The following is an 18,287-nucleotide window of genomic DNA, read 5'->3' as shown; positions in this document are numbered from 1 at the left end:
CCATGGAAAACATTATTCAAAAAATTCAGAAACTGAAGCGGAAACGTCAGGCCGTGATCCTTGCGCACAATTACCAGCGCCCTGAAGTGCAGGATATCGCCGATTTCGTGGGAGATTCCCTGGGGCTGTCCATCCAGGCCGCCTCGACAGACGCCAAAGTGATCGTCTTCTGTGGCGTCCACTTCATGGCCGAGACAGCAAAGATCTTTTCACCGGAGAAGACGGTCCTGCTGCCGGACCCCGACGCCGGCTGTCCCATGGCGGACATGATCACCGGAGAGCAGTTGCGGGAGCTGAAAGCCCGACATCCGGGCGCCAAGGTTCTCTGCTATGTGAATACTTCGGCGGAAGTCAAGGCGGAGTGCGATCTCTGCTGTACCTCGGCCAACGCCGTCACCATGGTCCGGGAGGTGCTGAAGGGTGCTAAGGAAATCATTTTTGCGCCGGACCAGTATCTGGCGGCTTATGTGGCGGAACAGACAGGGAGGTCCTTTATCACCTGGCACGGCTTCTGTCCGACTCACGCGAAGATTCTGCCGGAAGACGTCGAACGGGAAAAGGCATTGCATCCCAATGCCGTGTTCATTGCCCACCCGGAATGCCGGCCCGCGGTGACGCACCTGGCGGACAAAGTGGCTTCCACGGAAGGGATGTGCCGATATGTGCAGGAAACGCCCGCAACGGAAATCATCGTCGGGACGGAGGTCGGGATTATCCACCGGATGAAGAAGGAAAATCCCGAAAAGGTGTTCTATCCGGTCTCAGAACTGGCTGTCTGTCCGAACATGAAGCGCACCACGCTGGAAAAGGTTCTGTGGAGCCTGGAAGATAATGTTCACGAAGTGAACCCGCCTGCGGAAATTGCCCGTCGGGCTTACGCCAGCATCGAGAGGATGCTGAACTACCGTCCGTGAAATGCGACCCTCTATTAATGGCCGACAGCGGATAAAGAATTCATAAGAGAATCAGGAAAAAGGTCATCAAAATGATCAATACAGAAATTGTATGGGAAAAAAGCAAAGAAATGTCCCCGGACAGGTACATGGACTCTCTCGTCGAAGCTCTCTGCTCCATCAATGTCGGTCTTAACGGCGGGTGCCGGAATGACAGGCATAACCAGTCCCTGCCTTCTCAGAACGTCATCAGAGAAGTCATGGAGACATTGCGGTCGATTCTTTTCCCCGGCTACTTCGGGTTTTCCCACCTGAAGAAAGACAGCGTTCATTTTCATATCGGATCCGCATTGGATCGCGTGCAACCTGTTCTGGTCGATCAAATCCAGAAGGGACTGTGTTTTGCCTGCCGGGATGGAGTAACATGCCTGTCCGATTGTCATGAGCAGGCGCAGTTCATCGCGACCGCCTTTTTTAAACGACTGCCGGTCATCCAGCGGTTGCTCATGACCGACGCCTGTGCGGCCTATGAAGGCGACCCGGCGGCTTCCAGTCTGGATGAAGTCATCTTCTGCTATCCGGGGCTGCTGGCGCTCACCAACCATCGCCTGGCTCATGAACTTCAAAAGCTGGAGGTGCCCTTCATCCCTAGAATGATTGCGGAACAGGCCCACAGCCTCACCGGAATCGACATCCATCCCGGCGCGGCAATCGGAGAGTCCTTCTTCATCGATCACGGCGCCGGCGTGGTGATCGGCGAAACGAGCATCATCGGCAACCGGGTGCGCATCTATCAGGGCGTTACCCTGGGAGCAAAGAGTTTTCAGAAGGATGAAAACGGCATGCTGGTCAAAGGGGTGCCCCGCCATCCCATTATAGAAGATGACGTCATCGTATATTCCGGGGCTACGATATTGGGAAGGGTCACGATCGGTCGCGGATCGGTCGTCGGAGGCAACGTCTGGCTGGTTAACAGCGTGCCGCCTCAAAGCCGGATCACCCAGGCGCAGTCCTGCCAGAGTGATTTCAGTGATGGCGCCGGGATCTGAAAAAACAGGAAAGGTTGAAACGATCTTGAAGAAAAGGGTTCTGCTGGCCATCAGCGGCGGCGTGGATTCTTCCGTAGCCGCGTTGCTTCTGAAGGAAGAAGGTTATGAAGTTGCCGGAGTGACCATGTGTCTCGGAGTTCGTGAGGAAGAAAACAAAGTGCGCTGCTGTGGGCGGGAGGCCATCGAGGATGCCCGGGGAGTCTGTGAAATTCTGGGAATTCCCCATTATGTCCTGGACTATGCGCCGCTGCTGGAAACCTGTGTGATCGACAAGTTTGTGCGGGAATATCGCCTCGGAAGGACTCCCAATCCCTGTATTGACTGCAACCGTTACCTGAAGTTCGGCCACTTGCTGGACTCGGCCCGGACCATGGGCTTTGATTACCTGGCCACCGGACACTACGCAAAGATTGAGCGGAAAGAAAGCCGGTGGATTTTAAAGAAAGCGAAGGATCTTGTGAAAGATCAGACCTATTTTCTCTACCCCATCCCTGTCGCCGCCCTGGAGCATATTCTTTTCCCTCTTGCAGACCGGACCAAGGACGAAGTCAGGGAAATCGCACGACAGGCCCTTCTTCCCATTGCGGAAAAACCGGAAAGCCAGGATCTGTGCTTTGTCACTCAGGACAGTTATCGGGATTTTCTGCAGGAGCAAGGCTGCCCGGTTCATCCGGGACCCATTGTCGACCGTTCCGGCCGTGTCCTGGGGGAGCATTCGGGAACCGTTTTCTATACCATCGGTCAACGCCATGGTTTGGGGATCAGCTCTCCTTTCCCCTTGTATGTGGTGGCCATCGATGTAGCCGGCAATTCTGTGATTGTCAGCGGTAAAGAGGATGTCTATGCGCAGGGGCTGGTGGCCGGTGAGATGAACTGGCTGACCCCGGAACGGCCTCAGGAGGCGGAAGCCAGAATCCGGCACCGGAAGAGAACCTGTTCCTGCCGGATCGTTCCGGAAGGGGATCGAATCCGGGTCTATTTTGCGGAAGATCAGGACGCCGTCACTCCCGGTCAGGCCGTTGTTCTATACCAAGAGGATGAAGTGCTGGGCGGGGGAGTCATCGAGGAAGCGCTGCATTACGCCAATTAAAATTGAGAGGTCATATGAGTACGGATCAAAAAAGTTGGAAAAGAGAAACCATTCTTCTGCATGGCGGACAGGAATCCGACCCGTCAACGGGGTCCCGAGCCGTCCCCATCTACCAGACCACATCGTATCAGTTCCGGGATACGGAGCATGCAGCCAATCTGTTTTCCCTGAAAGAATCTGGAAACATCTATACACGGTTGATGAATCCAACTACGGACGTCCTGGAGAGACGGATCGCCCTCCTCGACGGCGGGGCAGGGGCGCTGGCCACGGCAAGCGGGCAGGCCGCTATCACGCTGGCGCTGCTCAATATCGCCCAGGCCGGCGATGAAATCGTGTCCGCCGATAATCTTTATGGCGGCACCTACAATCTTTTTCACTACACCTTCCCCCGTCTGGGGATCAGGGTGCGCTTTGTGAAATCCAACGACCTGAAGGCCCTGGAACAGGCCATCACGCCGAAGACCAAAGCCTTCTATGCTGAGTCCCTGGGCAATCCCAAACTCGACGTGGCCGATCTTGAAGGCATTTCGGCCATTACCCGGGTCCATGGCATCCCCTTCGTCCTCGATAACACAGTGTCGCCTTACCTCTTAAAGCCCCTCGATTTCGGTGTGGATATTATCGTCTACTCGGCAACCAAGTTTATCGGGGGGCATGGCACCTCCCTTGGCGGCCTCATCGTCGACTCGGGAAAATTTGACTGGACTAACGGCAAATTTCCCCTCATTGCCGATCCCGACCCCAGTTACCACGGGATTAACTTTGTGGAAGCCCTGAAGCCGATTGGAAACATCGCCTATATCATCAAGGCGAGGGTGACCCTGCTACGGGATATGGGGCCCGCCCTGTCGCCATTCAATGCCTTTCTCTTCCTTCAGGGGCTGGAAACACTGCATTTGCGGATGATCCGCCATGCCGAAAACGCCCTGGCCGTTGCGCATTATCTGGAAAAGCATCCCAAGGTTAGCTGGGTCAATTACCCCGGATTGCCGGGCAGTCCGGAAAAGGCAAAGGCTGATAAATATCTGCCTGCAGGCGCCGGGGCCATAATCGGCTTCGGAATCAAAGGCGGACTGGAATCCGGGAAAAAATTCATCGATTCCCTGTCCCTGGTTTCCCATCTGGCCAATGTCGGCGATGCCAAGACCCTGGCCATTCACCCGGCGACAACGACTCATCAGCAACTTTCGCCGGAAGAGCAGCTGGCAACGGGCGTGACGCCGGATTTCATCCGGCTGTCCATCGGCATCGAGCATATCGATGATATCCTGAACGACCTTGAGCAGGCCTTCGAAAAGGTATCCTGAAGAAATGAAAGGGAGTGAAAGTGTAACGTTCCGAATCAGAAACCGGCTGAAAAAGCTGCAGGAAACGGCACAGCAGGGTTTCCATAATAATGCAGGAGGACAGCTCCATGAAACGAATCTACGAAGACAACTCCCGGTCCATCGGCAATACACCGCTGGTGAAACTTAATAATCTCACCAGGGGGTTGCAGGCGACGGTTCTTGCCAAGGTGGAAGGTAGAAATCCTTCTTATTCGGTAAAATGCCGGATCGGTGCAGCCATGATCTGGGATGCTGAGGAACGGGGGGTGCTTCAGCCCGGCATGGAAATCATCGAACCGACAAGCGGTAATACAGGGATCGCCCTTGCATATGTGGCGGCAGCCCGGGGATATGAACTGACCCTGACCATGCCCGAAACCATGAGCCTCGAACGCCGCCGGGTTCTGGCAGTCTTCGGCGCCAATCTGATCCTGACCCCCGGCGCTGAAGGGATGAAGGGGGCAATTAACCGGGCAGAGGCTTTGGTGGCTTCCGCGCCGGAACATTATTTCCTGCCCCAGCAGTTCAAAAACCCGGCTAATCCTGCCATCCACGAGAAAACCACCGGTCCCGAGATCTGGACGGAAACGGATGGAGAAGTGGATGTCCTTGTCTCCGGCGTCGGGACAGGGGGAACGATTTCCGGGGTATCGCGGTATATCAAAAAAGCTCAAGGTAAACCGATCTTGTCTGTGGCGGTGGAGCCGAAGGAAAGTCCGGTCATGACTCAGAAGCTGGCCGGGGAAGAACTGCGGGCGGGACCTCATAAAATTCAAGGAATCGGCGCCGGGTTCATCCCGGATACGCTGGATCTTTCCCTTGTGGATCGTGTGGAACAGGTGGAAAGCGATGAAGCCGTGCTGACAGCTCGGAAGCTGGCTCGGGATGAGGGCATCCTTGTGGGCATCTCCAGTGGTGCGGCCGCTGCAGTCGCGCTGCGTCTGGCCGCACGGGAAGAATTTGCAGGGAAGATCTTCGTTGTAATCCTCCCGGATGCCGGGGAACGGTACCTGTCCACCGTCCTTTTCGAAGGTATCGGCGAATGATCGCCATTCGGAAGTCGGCTGAAGCCTTCCGACACTTGCGGACAGATCAGCATGGGTTTTACACAATAAAACGCCAACAGGTGAAAAAGGAGAAAAAAGAAGTGGGAACATTGTCAGCAGGAAAAATCTTATCGATAAATATCGGGAAAAAGGTCGGCGCCAAAAAAGATCCCGCGGAAGAGTGTCGACTCATCGCGGATTTCGGCATTGAAGGGGATGCCCATGGAGGTATCTTGCAGAACCGTCAGGTCAGTCTGCTGGCGACGGAAAGTATCGAGAAAATAAGAAATAAGGGATTGGATATCCATTACGGCGACTTCGCGGAAAATCTCACCACGGAAGGAATTGTTCTGCATCTTCTTCCCCTGGGGACAAAACTGAAGATCGGCAAGGAGGTTCTCACGGAAGTTTCTCAGATCGGCAAGGTTTGTCATGACCGCTGCGCGATCTTTCATACCATCGGTGACTGCGTCATGCCCCGGGAAGGAATTTTCGTCAGAGTCCTTTCGGACGGAGTCATTCGTGTCGGAGATGAAATTACCCTTGAATCCTGAGGAAAAAAGGGGATTGGGGCAAAAAGCTCTATCCCCCTGAGATAACATGTGAGGAATCAGCGATGAACAGGATCTATTTGGATAACGCGGCAACGACCCAGGCAGCTCCTGAGGTGATCGAGGCGATACAGACCTGCTTCCGTGAAACATACGGCAATCCCTCCAGTCTGCATTCCTTCGGACTGGAGGCAAGAGGCGTCATTGAGTCCGCGCGTCGGAACATCGCAGGCTTCATAAATGCTTCGTCTGATGAGCTTTTCTTCACGGGTTCAGGAACGGAAAGCAATAATACGGCAATAAAAGGCATCGTTTATTCTCTTCGGGGAAAGGGTGATCATATTGTCACTACGGCGATTGAGCATCACGCCATTCACGAGCCCCTTCACTTCCTTGAAACGCAGGGATTGAAAGTTACGTATCTGCGGAATGACGATAACGGGCAGGTCGATCCCGATGACCTGAAAAAGGCCATCACGGGGGAGACGATCCTGGTCAGCGTCATGCACGGCAACAATGAGATCGGAACTCTTGAACCCATAAAGGAGCTGGGCGCCATCTGCCGGGAGAGAGGTGTCTATTTCCACACCGACGCAATCCAGACCTTCGGCCATATACCGATTGATGTCCGGGAAATGAACATCGATCTGCTGAGTGCATCGGCCCATAAACTTTACGGCCCAAAAGGAGTGGGACTTCTTTATATCAGAAAGGGCGTGCAGATGACCCCATTGCTGCATGGCGGCGGTCAGGAGAAAAGACTCAGGGCTTCAACTCAGGATACTCCCGGGATAGCCGGATTCAGCAGGGCGGTGGAACTGGCGGCTTCCGAAATGGAGAAAGAGGCCGGTCGGCAATCCCGATTGAGGGACAAGCTGATCGCCGCTCTGCTCGAAGCCGTTCCGGAAAGCACACTCAACGGACATCCGAAGTTGAGACTCCCCAATAACGTGAACATGTCCTTCGCCTGTGTCGAGGGAGAGGCCGCGCTGCTTAACCTGGATATGGAAGGCATTGCAGTCGCCACCGGAAGCGCCTGCACATCAACCAGCCTTGAGCCGTCCCATGTTTTAACAGCCTGCGGTATGACGCACGAACTTTCTCACGGCTCCCTTCGGCTTTCACTGGGACGCACGACAACCGAGGAAGAAATTGATCAGGTCATCAAAGTACTGCCGCCAATCATCGCGAAACTCCGGGCAATGTCACCCTTATACAAGAAGCAGGGAGCAAAGTAATGGAAGCTGCATGCAGTGTTTACAATGAAAAGGTTATGGATCACTTCAGAAATCCGTGAAATGTGCGTGAAGTGGAAAACGCCGATGCAAAAGGAACCGCTGGAAATCCTAAATGCGGCGATATCATGGAGCTTTCACTGAAAGTGGAGAAAGACATTATCACCGATGCCAAGTTCAAAACCTTGTCTTAAAAAATGCCGGTATACAGGGAGGACCCGGAATGGAAAAATTTGAGATAGTAAAAATAACACCCGAGGGACTGACGGGAATCGAGAAGGGTGTAAGCGAAGAGGTTCCACTTACCATTGAAGTCAACGGAAGCGAGATTGCGACGATTCTCGCAAGTCCCTTCCATATTGACGACCTGGCAAGGGGCTTTCTTTTTACTTCCGGCATGATTGCTGAGATATCGGGAATCAGATCCCTTTATATCGATATGGAACGCTTTCGGGTTGTTGCGGAATTTGAAGGCAATCTCAAGGATTTCGTATTTAAACGCATCTACACATCCGGTTGTGGCAAGGGGGTCATTTTTCACAATCCCATTGATGTGATCGGAAAGACAGCTCTTTCGAACGGATTGGAGATTACGGCGGAAAAGCTGGTCTGCCTGATGAAGCAATTTCTTTCAAGGCAGACGGAATATTGCGACACGGGTGGCGTCCATGGGGCCGCGCTTGCATCATCTGAAGAGATCTATGTAACCAGGGAGGATATTGGAAGGCACAATGCGATCGACAAGGTGATCGGGGCATCACTGGCCGCAGGAACAGGGATGGCAGATAAAATACTGCTGACGACCGGCAGAGTATCGTCTGAGATATTCTCTAAGGTGCTCAGGGCCAGAATCCCTGTTATCGCCGCCCTCGGCGGGCCCACGAATCAGGCTGTCAAGCTGGCCAGAGTGACCAACATAACGCTGGTAGGCAGACTGAGGGGCGGCCGCGGCGAGATCTACAGCGGGGAGCGGAGAATACTTTAAAGGCTTTGACTGAACGCGCTTGAATTCATGCGGGAAAACCGGCCGCTCTCATCTGCATGGCCACCCGCTTTGTACAGTGCTTCGTGCGAGTTAAGACAAGGACCGATTCCGCTGCTGGACCTTTCTTTCCCATAACAACATCGAGACAGGTGCGATCACAAGAGATATTTTGCGAATTTACGGACAGGCTCCAGTCAAAAATAAATGACATAATCGATTTTTTCTATAAGGGCAGAAAGCGACTCTGATGCTGACAGTTTAAAATGATCTGAGTGTTTTCTTGTTCCCGTTGGAAACCTGTGATAATGACGGCAATAATAATTTATTGAAAGGGACTCTTATGAAAACAGAACTTCTTAACGAATATATTTTTACCGAAATCGTCATGGAAATTGCCCAAGCTATGAGAAGAACCCGACAAAAACAAATGGAAGCAGATGGCGCCAGTCAGGAAGAAGTAGCCAATACACCAATCACTGTTGAAGACCGTCGGAAAGCCCTTAATATTCTTGAATCCGAACGACAACAGGTCGTTGCGCTTCTCGCAGAATTAAACACGGATTTTTCGGGATTCTCTGAGGGGTGTCATTAATGGAGCTTACACATGCTATCGTTTGATGATTCATAATGTCTCCCTGTCTTGGAACAGCCCTTCTCTAAAGGCATAACCTCGATAAGATTCAGAATCAATTGGCACAGGACAGCGAATTGAAAAATCATCTGATCAGAAATTGCAGCACCCGGGTTTCAGTCAACTGCTCTGAAAATCTACCCGTCGGCTTTTTACTCGGGAAAGTGTAAGGAATGATGAGGAGTCTGCTGCGCAGAACTCAATACTGGGTGATCGGGGAAGTGGAGAAAAACCCATTTCCTCTTCAGGATTGAGTCGTCAGCTTGAGGCCGACAATGCCCGCAATGATAAGTGCCAGGCTTAATATCCGTCCGGAATTGACCGGTTCACCAAGTAAGACAATGCCCAGCATTGCCGTACCGACAGCACCAATGCCTACCCAGACGGCATAGGCTGTACCGACCGGGATTGATTTCATTGCAATGCCGAGCAGAGCAAGGCTGATTACCATTGAAAAAACGGTGCCGACGGTTGGCCATAAGCGGGTAAAGCCGTCGGTGTATTTAAGGCCAATTGCCCATCCGGTCTCAAATAATCCAGCGAGTACGATAATAATCCAGTCCATGAAGATACCTTTCAGAATAATCGGGGCCCGATACAAATCTGATCGTCAACAGTGGAATGAGGCTGTCCATGGCCATAATCGACAAGTTCTCCGATAGAGATCAGATCAACTGTTGCGGCCCTTCCGAAGGCCGGGATCAAAGAAATCGGTTATTTTATTGTAGAGCCAGGCAAATGCCGCGCCGCCAAGCAGGCCATCGAAAAACGCCCATGCCAACCCTATGACGCTGCCGACAGGGGTTATCGTGTAACCACGGTACATCCTTCCAATGAGAGTCGGTCCCGCTGCACATCCATCGAATATGATCATGCACCAGGTAATGAAAAACAGTCCCATGCCCCATAATATGCCGCTGATCAGTGCAATTGCCTTTATGTTGAGCTTCATTGGCATCTACTCCATGATCTGATTCGTGCAGAACAACAATCAAGTTGAGCAGCGGGGCAGTTTCCCGTGTGGGAATGCTCAGTCACACCATAGGAGAGGCTCAGTTTAAAAATCATTTTTTAACTGAGTTTTCAATTGGGCAAGCTTGTCTTTGTCCAGATAATATCTGCCATTGCCTGTTTTCATGACGATTTTGTCGGCGATCAGGATGTTGAGCGCTTTGGGGCGTATATTTCCCGTGCCTACACGGAAGATATTTTTCCGTTCGTCCTGAAGATTGATCGCCTTGGCCGCGCTGAAGGCTCCAGCCTCATCCATTTCGGCGATGAGCTTGAAGCACGCTTGTCGCACGGCAAATCCTCCTGCATACATGGCCAGCAAGACAAAGACGACAAAGGCGGCAACCCAGAGGAATATTTGTAAATACACAGGCATATTATTTAACTTTCCATTGAGAACCGGACGGGATTAATCTTCATGGTGTTATATGGAGAAGGATTTTGTGAGTCAAGGGGATTTTGGCTGCAAGATATTGACGCTGTGTCCTGTCATTACGGAAGAGAAGTATCACGTCGGCTGTTTTTTTGATGAATCGACTCGCCGCTTTGCTGTTCTGCAACCTTTGATCGCGCCTGGCGCAGGGTTGCGTCTCTGTGTCAGGCGCGATCAAATCCTGCTGTGTTCGCATCAAGGAAAAGATCGTGCCAGTCGGACCAGATATCCAGGGAGGTCAATGATAACGGCATGGAGAATGGCTTCGGTCTGGCCGGCATTGATGCAGAGGGTGCCGCCGATGCGGTTCGCCAGCTCCTTTGTCATATGATAAGATTCATGAATGTGGCCGTGCAGGGTAAGAGGAGGTGCGTACTCTTCAATAAAACGCCGTACTGAACGGCTTCCTGCATGTCGTCCGTTAATGAGCACATCGAGCGCGGTGCAAAAGGGAGGCGAGTGCGTCACATAGACCGTGCTTGCCGGATCGGACAGCCTCGCCAGCATATCGAGATCCTCGCTGATCGTGTTGTGTGAGAGGAACCAGTCGCGGGCATCGATAGGGGCGATGCCGTCAGGCGTGCTGCTGCATGCCTGATAAGAGCGCGCCGGAACCGCAGCACGGCCGCAGTCCAGCCTCTCCCAGTCTTTTATCAGAAAAGGGGTGGGCGGCACACACCCGTATCCCGCTATGGAAAGGCTGTCTGTCAGAGGATGCGTCCGGAGATGGAGCAGCTTGATGAGTCCTTCAGCTTCCATCTTTTCGAGCTGGTCCATATTAACCGCAAAGTCGTCATTTCCCATCATCAGATAGATCGACTTTTCACGGTTGACCTCTCTGAACTTTTTAAACAGCGGCCTGAGATGTTCGACGATGAATTTCTTCTGCACTTCAATCAGGACATTCAGTGAGTGTCCTTTTGGAAGGAGATCGCCGCCGATGACGATGCAGTTGACTTCCTCTGTTTCCGCTAAAGAGAGGAGTTTCTGATAGTGGCGCAGGTTGCCGTGGAGATCGGCGGTATGGAGTATCCTCAGATCGCGTGCCATCCGTATCACGCTCTCCGGCGGCCGTCTTTTGGACGGCAGCTTCTTATCCTCAAACCCATTTTCTTCATTTTTTCATCAGCTTTAAAGGCTGAGCCGGGTCAGTGATGGCGCCAATTTTTACTGCGTAAGAGGTTTTCTTTGAAATATCTGCATCAGTGACGATATGCACATCAAGCAGCCCATTTGAAGTATAACCGGTTTTGAGATAGTTCATTTCCGCCAGGGAAATGCTCCATCCTTCGAGCCAATTCAGCAGATCTGTGCGCTGCTCCTCAGTACCGTCGAAGTGAATGAGCAGATCTATGTCGCTTCCGGGACCCGACATGCCGCTGTTGGTGCTTCCGAACAGGTAGATCCCCTTGACGCCGAAACGGGCGGGATCGAGTCTGTCGGCAATGCGTTGAGCCATGTATGAACGCCAGCGCCAGAATCTGTCATCGAAGCAGGCCTCTGTATCCCGTTGAATATTCCGGTTCGGGATAAGCCCGCCGGGAGGGTGCGACAACTTTCTCGAATGGGGCGCAAAGTAACCAATGGCTTCTTCCAGATCCGCGTTCATTGACACTCTCAGTACTTTTCCATCCGTCGCATCGGCTACGTCAATGACCCTTATCACATCATCCAGACGTCTGAAATCCGGCAGGATCTCAGCAAAAACGCTTTTCGCCCTCCTCAGAAAACTTTCGTTGAACAGGATCCCCTCATCGTCAGGATAGAGGGGGAGATAACGGATGTTCGCCTCGACAAGATCCTGGAAGAAATGGGTGCCGAAGGAAAGCTCGGGAAGGGAATTCGACTTCATGCGGGCGATTTCGATGAGGGCCGCGGTATTGCTTATGTCGGAATAGGTCACCTGCACCCCCAACTTTATGTCTCCGCGACTCCCCCATCGTCCGGGTCCCATAAGAATGAAGCTGCGCTTCGGCAGCATGGTGTTGAGTAAACTGACAGCCCTGCCCACAGCTATCAGATCGTCCCGCTGCTGCAGGCCGTCATAGCCCTCCGGATCCACATATACGATGTGCGATATGTCCTGCAGGTTTCCGTTTGATATGTATCGTTTAGCAGAAAAGAGCACATCCTTTTCCGGGATATCCTTGGGAATGGCCGCCGGGGTGCCGTCTTCCCGAAAGCTTTGCGGCCGGCACTGCAGAAGATAGAAATCTTTTCCATCAGAGGCAAACTCGACATCAACCGGTGTTTTGAGTTTATCCTCGAGCGTCTTCAGTATACCGTTCAGTTTCTTTACGAAGGAAGTGTTCTTTATGAGCCCTTCAAACGTCACGATCAGATCGTCGTGTTCAAAATCAATATCGAATGTGGAAGGTGTTACAACATAGTCTTCCTTATAGACAGAAACCATTTCATGGACATCCGGTATGAGGTGTCCGTAACTTTTAAGAAACGAAGAGATCTCCACCGTTTCGAAGGTGTTCTTTTCGAGATTGATTACGTCGAGCTTTGTGGGGGAATACCTCTTGATTTCCTCCGGGACAGTGTTGACGCGCAGCCCGGGTTGTCCAGGAGCAAGCATGACGGGGAAATCATCGCTCAGCCGATCTACCGCGCGTGTGCCCAGGCCGGGTACGAGACGGATGATCCCATCGCTGCGTTTGATTCTCGGTGACCAGCGGAATTCATTGTTGCTGAAGGCAACGCCTCCATAGAGCGGAAAGTAGTATGGTCCGATTCTCTTTCCGACAACCTCCTGGATCATGATGCCCATTTCCTCAGGATAATCGAGCAGACCTCTTTCTGCCCTGTACTGAACCGAATCGGGGCTGTAGATTGATGCGTACACCTCGATGATTGCATTTGTCAGATCTTCCAGGCGATCCTTCTTTGTCCCCTGATTAGCAAGAAACAGGCTCTTGTACTTGCCTGAAAAGGCTGCACCGCTTTGATCCTCAAGAAGACTTGAACTTCTTACGATGAGAGGGCTGTCCCCGAAATCGTCCAGCGCCATGGCAAGGCTCTTGATGATGCTCGCTGGGAAATTCGAATTCTTCATCATTTGTATGACATTGGGATAATCGATCCTGATCTCGTAAAGATCGCGGTATCTCTGTTCATTCAACCCCAGGAGATTATTGTAGTGCAGGAACTCCCTCATCTCATCTGTAGTGATATACCAGGTTTTTGGAACCTTAATGGCATTGAATAAAGGCGTCTCTTCACTTTCCCGCTTCAGAATTTTCCCGGCCAGAAACATGCCAGTCCCTTTACCGCCGATTGTCCCACGACTTCCGACGGGGTAGATGAGCCGTCGGGCAATATCGTCAAAATCACCGATCTCAAGATACTGCTGTGCAACTCGTATGAACTCAAGCTTGTCCGATAGAAAACGGCGGATCAACGAGACCTTGAGCCACCGCTCCGTGGGAAAATCGAGCATATTGATTGCGCCGGCGGTATTGCTGTAGCGGTTCACTGCCTCTACGACTTCTCCCAAAGAGACATCGATGCGGTCAACTGCCTTGATAAGCGAGTAGGCCTTTGTTTCCTGCAGCCACTTCATAAGTCTCGTCGAGATCTCGCTATCGCTCATGTTCCTGGAAGCAATGGAAAAAGTCTGTTCGCTTATTTTAGCAAGATCTCCCAGTGGAAGTTTCTGGCTTGGGGAATTTGTTTCACCCATGGTGAAGAACACCTTTGAACCAAAATTCAGCGAACACAATTCCTGTCCCGCCTCGCTGATCCCGCGCGAGCAGAGATGATTGATCATCTTTCTGCACACATAGAGAAGCGTATCCTGGTCCGTTTTCTGCAAAAGCTCAATTATTGCCATCCATTCGATGCCGGAGCCTCGTTTTTCAGCGCCTTCCTTTGTTGACGCCCTCCACTCGCGAACCATCTGCTCCGTGTGGCGATAAAATATTGTGTATCCGATGCGGTCGGCTACGGTCTTGATGAGTTTCCGTTCCTTTTCAAGAAAGTAGCCATCTTCCGTCAACGGAACTTCTCCGATATAGACGACTTCAATTCTTCCCACCGCCCTTCCTTCGGAAATAATGTCCGCGCCTTCCGCAATCTGAAGACCGGTTACAAATCCAGGGGACCGGTATTTGTGGTTTTCACAGGTAATCTCGGCATGACACAGCTCGGGAAACCTGAAGCCCGAGGGCAGAACGAGTATGATTCGCTCAAACACCTCGGACAGCGGCAAACGACCGTTATTCAATATCTCATCTACCTGATACAGGCAGTCCAGTTCTTTGGCTCTTTCTTTCAAATGTTCCAGCGAGCTTTCTCCTGGATCTTCACCGTGCTTCATCAATTAACCACCTTCGTGTCGAGTATTTTTCCTTACTATACCCAGCCCCTCATCTTGACAGCCTGGGCCACCCGGTTGATAGCTATGACATAGGCGGCGTCCCGCATATACAGGCCTTTGCTCCGCGCAAGATCCTGAACAGCCCGGTAAGCCGATGTCATTTTTGCATCGAGCCTCTCCAGTACTTCATCTTTTTCCCAGTAGTAGTTCATGTTTGACTGCACTTGCTCGAAATAGCTGCATGTGACACCGCCGGCATTTGCAAGAAAATCGGGGAGAAGAAAAATGCCGCGCGCCCTTATCACTTCGTCCGCCTCAGGAGCGGTTGGCCCGTTGGCGCCTTCAAGGAGGACTTTGACCTTTTCGCTTATCCGGTTCACGTTCGCCGACGTAATCTGGTTTTCCAGTGCGGCAGGCATGAGAATGTCGACATCCTGTTCAACCCATGCATCACCGGGTAGAATTTCATAACCTGCGGCAACAGCCTTTTCCTTATTGATGCATCCGAAGGTATTGGTAATAGACGCAAGCATATCCACATCCAGACCGTCTTTTTTGAAATAGGTGTGAGAGGTTTTATCCGCATTGTCCCAGCAGGAAACTGCGGCGATTTTTCCTCCGAGCTCACTGAACTTTCTGGCTGCGAACTGCGATACGTTACCGAAGCCCTGGATGCTGATGCTCGTGTTTTCCGGTTTGATTCCGAGGTCTTTCAGCGCTTCCCGCAATACATAGATGGTTCCAAATCCGGTGGCTTCCGTCCTTCCCAGCGAACCACCCATTTCTATCGGCTTTCCGGTTATAAACCCGGGATATTTACCCCCGTGAATGGCTTCAAACTCATCGAGCATCCATAACATATGCTTTGCGTTCGTCATGACATCGGGGGCCGGCACGTCAATGCATGGTCCCATTTCTTTCGCGAGATTCCTTATCCATCCCCTGCACAACCGTTCCTGCTCGGTTTCGGTCAGGTTATGGGGGTCGCATATAACGCCTCCCTTGCCTCCGCCGAGAGGGATATTAACCACCGCGCACTTCCAGGTCATCCACATTGCAAGGGCGCGGACGGTATCTGCAGTTTCCTGAGGGTGAAAACGAATGCCTCCTTTCGCCGGTCCTCTCGCGTCGTTGTGCATGACACGGAATCCCTTGAATATCTTTGTAGTCCCATCGTCCATGCGCACGGGAATGAGTACATGGTGTTCCCTCATGGGCTGTCTCAGCAAATCGCGGGTTGCCTCATCGAGACCGATAATCGCAGCTACCTTGTCAAATTGCGCCTGGGCATGTACAAACGGGTTATAAGATTTGTCTTCCATATCCTCCTTCTCCTTGGTCTTCAGATTTAAATAACGAAAATATCAACGCACCGTTTCCTGATGTTTGAAGCACTGCTCTGCACGCAAAATCTGGTATCAAATTGATTGGTAAGAGATTTTTTCCGGTGGGAGTATATGAATAAGGGTCTTGCCAGTCAAGGGAGATTTAGTCCGCAAAACATGATGAAGTGTGTCGCTGCATCTATTTTATGGGCATATCGTGGCTATTTTTTTGAATATAATCTTGATTGGAAATTTTTAAATTCATTGAATTCCAATTTTTACCCTGCCCCCCCTCTATCTGACCTTATTTTCCGGACGCCTTGTTTGCTGTTGACACCCCACACGGTGCCTGTATAATGATTACGCGAGGTTATTATCTATGAAGGGAGGCGTAAACATGCCGATCGGAGAAATATGCAACCGCGAAGTGGTCATAGTCAGGAAGGAAGACAGCATTCTGGAGGCGGCGAAACTCATGCGGGAATATCATGTTGGAGATGTCGTCGTCGTGGATGACCGGGAAGGGCGGGTTATCCCTCTGGGGATTCTGACCGATCGCGATATCGTCGTGGAACTCATCGCCAAGGAAGTGCCGCTGGACAGTGTTTCTGTACAGGACGTGATGAGTGAGGACCTGATTTCCGCGTCGGAGAATCGCGGGGTCTGGGATACCATCCAATGCATGCGGGCAAGAGGCATCAGGCGGATCGTCGTCGTTGATGACGGGGGCGGCCTTGTGGGGATACTCTCAATTGATGATCTGCTCGAGTTGCTTTCCGGTGAGCTGTCTGATCTGGCGAAGCTTTCCATGAAAGAGTGGGACAGGGAAAAAGAAACCAGGGGCTGATGATCGCGCACTTTCGCCGGCGTCAGGGAGGTGCCGGTCTTTCCAAGGAGTCTCCGGGAGAAAACCCGGGGCTTGAGGCATGAACTTTCCGGAATCGAGCCGAATGGAGGTGAAGGGATGGAAAAAAATCCAACGGTCATGAAAGAAGCGATGCTTTATGAAAAAATGGGCGATGGCAAGGTCCAGTGCTGTCTCTGCAGTCACCGCTGTCAGATTGCTCCCGGCAAACGAGGGATATGCGCGGTCAGGGAAAATCGGGACGGCACGCTGTACAGCCTTGTCTACGGCAAAATCATCACGGAGCAGATCGATCCCATCGAGAAAAAACCCCTGTTCAACTTTCATCCGGGGTCAAGGTCATACTCTGTCGCGACGGTCGGTTGCAACTTCCGGTGCATGCATTGTCAGAATTACAACATTTCTCAGCATCCCAAAGAGTATCCGGACATTCCCGGAGAAGAAACAACCCCCGAAGAGATCGTAAAGGCGGCGGAACATGCGCGCTGTCGCAGCATTTCTTATACCTATACCGAACCCACAATATTTTTCGAGTTTGCCTACGATTGCGCGAGGCTGGCGAAAGAAAAGGGAATCAAGAATGTTTTCGTGAGTAACGGTTATACAACGCCTGAGGCCACCCGGATCATCGCCCCTTATCTCGATGCCAACAACATCGATCTGAAAGGGGATGACACTTTTTATCGGAAGATCTGTGGGGCGAGACAGCAACCCGTGCTGGACACCATCAAACTCATGAAGGAACTGGGAGTCTGGGTGGAAATAACGACCCTCATCATTCCCAATCATAATGACTCGGAGGAATTTCTGAATTGGGCAGCCGGCTTCATCAAATCCGTCGATGCTGATATTCCGTGGCATGTGACCCAGTTTTATCCCACATACAAGCTGCTGGATCAGCCGCGCACGCCCGTCAGCACATTGAGAAGGGCAAGGGAGATCGGATTGAAGGCCGGGTTGAAGTACGTTTATGAGGGCAATATTCCGGGCGAAGGCGGGGAAAATTCGTATTGTCCTGCCTGTGGAGAATTGCTTATCGAGAGATTCGGCTTTTCCCTGGGCGCCATAAAGATGAAAAACTCCAGATGCGCTAACTGCGGATCACACATCGCGGGCGTCGGAATGCCATGAATGTGCGGCTTTCATCATGGGACGCTCATGCCCGGAGTATTTCATGCGGCCAATCTTTCAAGATTTGACGGCTCGCCCCGCGTCATTGCCGCCGGGTTTCAAGTGTGTGACGGTAAACTGAGCGCCCGGCGGGACTTCTTCTGCGTCGAGAGGGAACAGACACGGGTAAAAAAAGAGACCCCGTCGACTCGGGTCTCTTTTTTTCGTCCTGCCGCCCGGATAAATTAAACAAATTCCTGTTTCACTGCTTGCCAATATCCCCCCTGATGTCCTTCCGTGCTTTGGATTACATGGAGGCTGACGCGATCATTACAGCCGGCAAGATAAAACCTGGCGCCGACAGGGAATTCCTACAACTGAGTTCCCTGGACGTTATCGCGGCTCAGA

General features: G+C 51.9%; 18 protein-coding genes and 1 pseudogene. 13 read left to right on the top strand and 6 right to left on the bottom strand.

Annotation, left to right across the window (positions count from 1 at the left end; genetic code table 11):
* Positions 1-2 precede the first annotated feature (2 nt).
* The 10 genes and pseudogenes from nadA to SYN_RS11745 all read left to right on the top strand — a co-directional run bounded on the left by nadA (position 3) and on the right by SYN_RS11745 (position 8,772).
* The gene (gene nadA / locus SYN_RS11790) at positions 3-914 is read left to right on the top strand and encodes a quinolinate synthase NadA (RefSeq protein ID WP_011418387.1); all 912 of its coding nucleotides are present in this window, start codon (positions 3-5) and stop codon (positions 912-914) included.
* A 71-nt stretch (positions 915-985) separates the two neighbouring features.
* Positions 986-1,942 (top strand): serine O-acetyltransferase EpsC, encoded by a 957-nt coding sequence (gene epsC / locus SYN_RS11785; protein ID WP_011418386.1) that lies wholly within the window; start codon positions 986-988, stop codon positions 1,940-1,942.
* A 25-nt stretch (positions 1,943-1,967) separates the two neighbouring features.
* Complete coding sequence (gene mnmA / locus SYN_RS11780) at positions 1,968-3,032, top strand: tRNA 2-thiouridine(34) synthase MnmA (RefSeq protein ID WP_258165136.1); 1,065 nt, start codon at positions 1,968-1,970, stop codon at positions 3,030-3,032.
* A 14-nt stretch (positions 3,033-3,046) separates the two neighbouring features.
* Entirely contained in the window at positions 3,047-4,342 is a 1,296-nt protein-coding gene (locus tag SYN_RS11775; protein WP_041585066.1) for an O-acetylhomoserine aminocarboxypropyltransferase/cysteine synthase family protein, read from the top strand.
* Between the two features lie 107 nt (positions 4,343-4,449).
* Complete coding sequence (cysK, locus tag SYN_RS11770) at positions 4,450-5,409, top strand: cysteine synthase A (RefSeq protein ID WP_041585696.1); 960 nt, start codon at positions 4,450-4,452, stop codon at positions 5,407-5,409.
* Positions 5,410-5,549: 140 nt separating this feature from the next.
* Positions 5,550-5,963: an MOSC domain-containing protein gene (locus SYN_RS11765; protein ID WP_237671347.1), complete on the top strand. Its 414-nt coding sequence runs from the start codon at positions 5,550-5,552 to the stop codon at positions 5,961-5,963.
* A 62-nt stretch (positions 5,964-6,025) separates the two neighbouring features.
* The gene (nifS, locus tag SYN_RS11760; protein ID WP_011418380.1) at positions 6,026-7,198 is read left to right on the top strand and encodes a cysteine desulfurase NifS; all 1,173 of its coding nucleotides are present in this window, start codon (positions 6,026-6,028) and stop codon (positions 7,196-7,198) included.
* 62 nt (positions 7,199-7,260) lie between these two features.
* Positions 7,261-7,380: pseudogene (locus tag SYN_RS15885) on the top strand (iron-sulfur cluster assembly scaffold protein); the annotation flags it as partial.
* A 38-nt stretch (positions 7,381-7,418) separates the two neighbouring features.
* Positions 7,419-8,180: a formate dehydrogenase accessory sulfurtransferase FdhD gene (fdhD, locus tag SYN_RS11750; protein ID WP_011418378.1), complete on the top strand. Its 762-nt coding sequence runs from the start codon at positions 7,419-7,421 to the stop codon at positions 8,178-8,180.
* A 340-nt stretch (positions 8,181-8,520) separates the two neighbouring features.
* The gene (locus SYN_RS11745; RefSeq protein WP_041585065.1) at positions 8,521-8,772 is read left to right on the top strand and encodes a hypothetical protein; all 252 of its coding nucleotides are present in this window, start codon (positions 8,521-8,523) and stop codon (positions 8,770-8,772) included.
* Positions 8,773-9,055: 283 nt separating this feature from the next.
* Here the strand turns inward: SYN_RS11745 and sugE are convergent, their stop codons facing one another.
* The 6 genes from sugE to SYN_RS11710 form a co-directional block, all read right to left on the bottom strand.
* Positions 9,056-9,376 carry a quaternary ammonium compound efflux SMR transporter SugE gene (gene sugE / locus SYN_RS11740; protein WP_041585694.1) on the bottom strand — a complete coding sequence of 107 codons (321 nt, stop codon included), beginning with the start codon at positions 9,374-9,376 and terminating at the stop codon, positions 9,056-9,058.
* Between the two features lie 105 nt (positions 9,377-9,481).
* Positions 9,482-9,763, bottom strand: coding sequence for a bacteriophage holin (locus SYN_RS11735; RefSeq protein ID WP_148202572.1), 282 nt, complete (start codon positions 9,761-9,763; stop codon positions 9,482-9,484).
* Positions 9,764-9,868: 105 nt separating this feature from the next.
* Complete coding sequence (locus SYN_RS11730; RefSeq protein WP_011418374.1) at positions 9,869-10,198, bottom strand: hypothetical protein; 330 nt, start codon at positions 10,196-10,198, stop codon at positions 9,869-9,871.
* Positions 10,199-10,450: 252 nt separating this feature from the next.
* On the bottom strand, positions 10,451-11,305 hold the full coding sequence (locus SYN_RS11720) for a metallophosphoesterase family protein (RefSeq protein ID WP_049749988.1): 855 nt from the start codon (positions 11,303-11,305) through the stop codon (positions 10,451-10,453).
* Between the two features lie 64 nt (positions 11,306-11,369).
* The gene (locus SYN_RS11715; protein WP_041585063.1) at positions 11,370-14,579 is read right to left on the bottom strand and encodes a PEP/pyruvate-binding domain-containing protein; all 3,210 of its coding nucleotides are present in this window, start codon (positions 14,577-14,579) and stop codon (positions 11,370-11,372) included.
* A gap of 35 nt (positions 14,580-14,614) precedes the next feature.
* Complete coding sequence (locus tag SYN_RS11710; protein WP_011418371.1) at positions 14,615-15,901, bottom strand: Glu/Leu/Phe/Val family dehydrogenase; 1,287 nt, start codon at positions 15,899-15,901, stop codon at positions 14,615-14,617.
* A gap of 400 nt (positions 15,902-16,301) precedes the next feature.
* Between SYN_RS11710 and SYN_RS11705 the strand changes: the two genes are divergently transcribed.
* From SYN_RS11705 to SYN_RS16830, 3 genes are all read left to right on the top strand, one after another.
* On the top strand, positions 16,302-16,751 hold the full coding sequence (locus tag SYN_RS11705; RefSeq protein WP_041585062.1) for a CBS domain-containing protein: 450 nt from the start codon (positions 16,302-16,304) through the stop codon (positions 16,749-16,751).
* 138 nt (positions 16,752-16,889) lie between these two features.
* Entirely contained in the window at positions 16,890-17,900 is a 1,011-nt protein-coding gene (amrS, locus tag SYN_RS11700) for an AmmeMemoRadiSam system radical SAM enzyme (RefSeq protein WP_041585692.1), read from the top strand.
* Positions 17,901-18,128, top strand: a complete 228-nt coding sequence (locus SYN_RS16830; protein ID WP_011418368.1) for a fructose 1,6-bisphosphatase — start codon at positions 17,901-17,903, stop codon at positions 18,126-18,128.
* Positions 18,129-18,287 lie beyond the last annotated feature (159 nt).

It is taken from the genome of Syntrophus aciditrophicus SB, assembly GCF_000013405.1.
In the GTDB taxonomy this organism is placed as follows: Bacteria; Desulfobacterota; Syntrophia; order Syntrophales; family Syntrophaceae; genus Syntrophus; species Syntrophus aciditrophicus.
This window is presented reverse-complemented; position numbering and strand designations above follow the sequence as displayed.

What these genes read in the sequence shown, in the direction of transcription:
- nadA (WP_011418387.1), top strand. Translation starts at nt 3, where the DNA reads ATGGAAAACATTATTCAAAAAATTCAGAAACTGAAGCGGAAACGTCAG.
- epsC (WP_011418386.1), top strand. Translation starts at nt 986, where the DNA reads ATGATCAATACAGAAATTGTATGGGAAAAAAGCAAAGAAATGTCCCCG.
- SYN_RS11775 (WP_041585066.1), top strand. Translation starts at nt 3,047, where the DNA reads ATGAGTACGGATCAAAAAAGTTGGAAAAGAGAAACCATTCTTCTGCAT.
- cysK (WP_041585696.1), top strand. Translation starts at nt 4,450, where the DNA reads ATGAAACGAATCTACGAAGACAACTCCCGGTCCATCGGCAATACACCG.
- nifS (WP_011418380.1), top strand. Translation starts at nt 6,026, where the DNA reads ATGAACAGGATCTATTTGGATAACGCGGCAACGACCCAGGCAGCTCCT.
- fdhD (WP_011418378.1), top strand. Translation starts at nt 7,419, where the DNA reads ATGGAAAAATTTGAGATAGTAAAAATAACACCCGAGGGACTGACGGGA.
- SYN_RS11745 (WP_041585065.1), top strand. Translation starts at nt 8,521, where the DNA reads ATGAAAACAGAACTTCTTAACGAATATATTTTTACCGAAATCGTCATG.
- sugE (WP_041585694.1), bottom strand. Translation starts at nt 9,376, where the DNA reads ATGGACTGGATTATTATCGTACTCGCTGGATTATTTGAGACCGGATGG.
- SYN_RS11735 (WP_148202572.1), bottom strand. Translation starts at nt 9,763, where the DNA reads ATGAAGCTCAACATAAAGGCAATTGCACTGATCAGCGGCATATTATGG.
- SYN_RS11730 (WP_011418374.1), bottom strand. Translation starts at nt 10,198, where the DNA reads ATGCCTGTGTATTTACAAATATTCCTCTGGGTTGCCGCCTTTGTCGTC.
- SYN_RS11720 (WP_049749988.1), bottom strand. Translation starts at nt 11,305, where the DNA reads ATGGCACGCGATCTGAGGATACTCCATACCGCCGATCTCCACGGCAAC.
- SYN_RS11715 (WP_041585063.1), bottom strand. Translation starts at nt 14,579, where the DNA reads ATGAAGCACGGTGAAGATCCAGGAGAAAGCTCGCTGGAACATTTGAAA.
- SYN_RS11710 (WP_011418371.1), bottom strand. Translation starts at nt 15,901, where the DNA reads ATGGAAGACAAATCTTATAACCCGTTTGTACATGCCCAGGCGCAATTT.
- SYN_RS11705 (WP_041585062.1), top strand. Translation starts at nt 16,302, where the DNA reads ATGCCGATCGGAGAAATATGCAACCGCGAAGTGGTCATAGTCAGGAAG.
- amrS (WP_041585692.1), top strand. Translation starts at nt 16,890, where the DNA reads ATGAAAGAAGCGATGCTTTATGAAAAAATGGGCGATGGCAAGGTCCAG.
- SYN_RS16830 (WP_011418368.1), top strand. Translation starts at nt 17,901, where the DNA reads ATGTGCGGCTTTCATCATGGGACGCTCATGCCCGGAGTATTTCATGCG.